This is a genomic window from Methylomonas sp. BG-2, from assembly GCF_057766305.1.
Genome location: NZ_JBYMAP010000400.1, coordinates 1 through 2,135 on the forward strand (window position 1 = coordinate 1; position 2,135 = coordinate 2,135).

The 2,135-nt window shown below is 59.3% G+C and carries 2 protein-coding genes; both read right to left on the minus strand.

Annotated elements, in window-relative coordinates:
- Positions 1–33 precede the first annotated feature (33 nt).
- Positions 34–1,044, minus strand: coding sequence for a M48 family metallopeptidase (locus AC3B8H_RS20630; protein ID WP_488443392.1), 1,011 nt, complete (start codon positions 1,042–1,044; stop codon positions 34–36).
- A complete protein-coding gene (locus tag AC3B8H_RS20635) occupies positions 1,041–2,075 on the minus strand; it encodes a YjgN family protein (protein WP_488443393.1) in 1,035 nt (344 codons plus the stop codon). The genes AC3B8H_RS20630 and AC3B8H_RS20635 overlap by 4 nt, the downstream gene beginning before the upstream one ends.
- Positions 2,076–2,135 lie beyond the last annotated feature (60 nt).

Genomic DNA, 2,135 nt, shown 5'->3' on the forward strand with positions numbered 1-2,135 from the left:
AACGTCCCACGCAACCCGCCTCGTCGGGAAAACCTAGCGCTGTCCCCGCAAAAAAGCCATGCGATCGGCACTGTCGGGATGGGTGGACAAATACTCGCCGAATTCGCCAATCCGCTCGCCAAGTTTTAGTTGGTCTCTAGCTCGCCAGTAAGCGTCCAATTTGTCGAGCATATCCGCCAACAAGGCCGGCGATTGATCATGGCGAATCAGCAAATCGGCGGCATAGCGGTCGGCGGATCGCTCGAAATCGCGCGAATATCCGGTCTCCAGCAATACCGTGGGGGCCGCCGCCAATAGACTACTGACATCGCCCAGATAGGCCGCCAGCGCCAAACCGACGACAGTGGCTTGCAACATCTGCCGCAAGGCATGCTTTTCGTGAACGTGGCCGAATTCGTGAGCCAGCACCGCGACGATCTCGTCGTCGTTGGCGGTCAAGCCGACCAAATCGTCCAGCACCAACACCGTGCCGCCCGGCAAGGCAAAGGCATTGGCACCAAGCTGGCGGCTGGCGCGAAACACCAACTGGACATTGGCATCGGGCGCCAAACTCAATGCCTTGGCCTGTATCGCCGCGCGGCGGGATTCCGGCAGGCCGCTGGGCTGTAACCAATATTGATCGAGGCTGGCGAACAACTGATGGTCCATTTCCGTCATCAAATCGATCGGCAGCCGTTCGGCAACCGCCTCGGCCGCATACGGCAGCCCCCAACGATAGCCGGCAACCGCGATTCCCAGCAGCAACAGCGCGGCAATCAGCGCCGCGGCGATATGATTTTCCAAGGCCGGCAACCAGCCGCCGGTCCGCTTCGGCAGCAAGTCGGCGAAACCCGTCAAGTCGGCCACTTCGCAGCGGGCGCCGTCGGCGAACAGAATCAGACGCGGCGACCGGCCGAGCGCCGCCGGTATCGTCAGTACTGCCAACGGCTCGCTGCGATTCGCGGTCTCGCCCCGCACCTGCAAGCAGTCGATTTCGACGCTGAGGACGACCCGATGAGCGATCGCCTGCCGGCCGTCGTAATAAATGCCGGCGACCGACTTCACAGCGCGATATCGAAATCGAAAATATCGGCGATTTCCTCGCCGGCGGCGCCGGCCCGGCTTTGCAGGCCGGCGACAAAATCGGCAAGGTTTCCGTCCGGCAACAAGGCCGTGCATTCCAAACGATAGCGAGCCAGACGGATATCGGCAAACGGTTTGAATAGCCCCAGCGACAAGCCGATCAGCAACACATTGCTGATCATGATCCACAACAAGTCGCGCGCTCTGGCCCGGGCGGCGAAGCGGTGCGCGCCGAGCCGGGTATGCCCCCATACCAGATTTTGCATCCGCGCCGACACGAAGGGATAGACAATCACCAATAGGCCAAAATAAGTCAACACTGCCGCCACGCCGCCAATCACGCCAGCCTGATTCTGGCCGTCCAGCGGAAAAACGCCGGATGACAAAACCAGCGTCATGGCCCCTGCCGCGCCGGCAAACATCAGCACCGCCAACAAGAATACCCAGAAATAAATTTTGTAAAACGCGCCGGCAGTGGCTTCGAACTTGAAGCGCGCAGAGCCGAAACTGCTGTGATCGCGGGTGTAAACCGTCATGCGCTGCTGCGCCCACGGCCATAGTAAACCCAGCGTGGCGCCGCCCAAAAACGGCGCGCCCAACAAATACCAATAAGCGGCGCCGGTCTCGCCGTGGAAACCGAATCGCAAGCCGCGATAGCTGGTGTTATGCAAGCGAAACCGTAACGACCGCACCAGCAACCACGGCAGCACCGCTAAAATCGCCAGGAAAATCACAGCCGCGATGGTCGGGTCGAAACGGCTGAAAAACGAATAAGAACCGAACAGCAGCACCGCGATCACCCGGCCCTTCAATATCGACATCGGATCGCCGTGGTAATCAAAGCCGCTCTCCGCCAACAGCGTATGTCGATAAAAATATTGATTGCGCCTGACCTTGGCCCAAGGCGAATAAATCCCCAAGGTCACGATACTAAGCAGCAGATTGACGATCCAGATTCGAAAATATTCGCTACCGTTTCCGGTGAAACGCAGCGGTTGAGGTTGTGCCGACATACGCTAGAGCTCCTTTTACAATGCATGTGGCCTACAAGCGTAGCCGAAAACCCGAGTCTA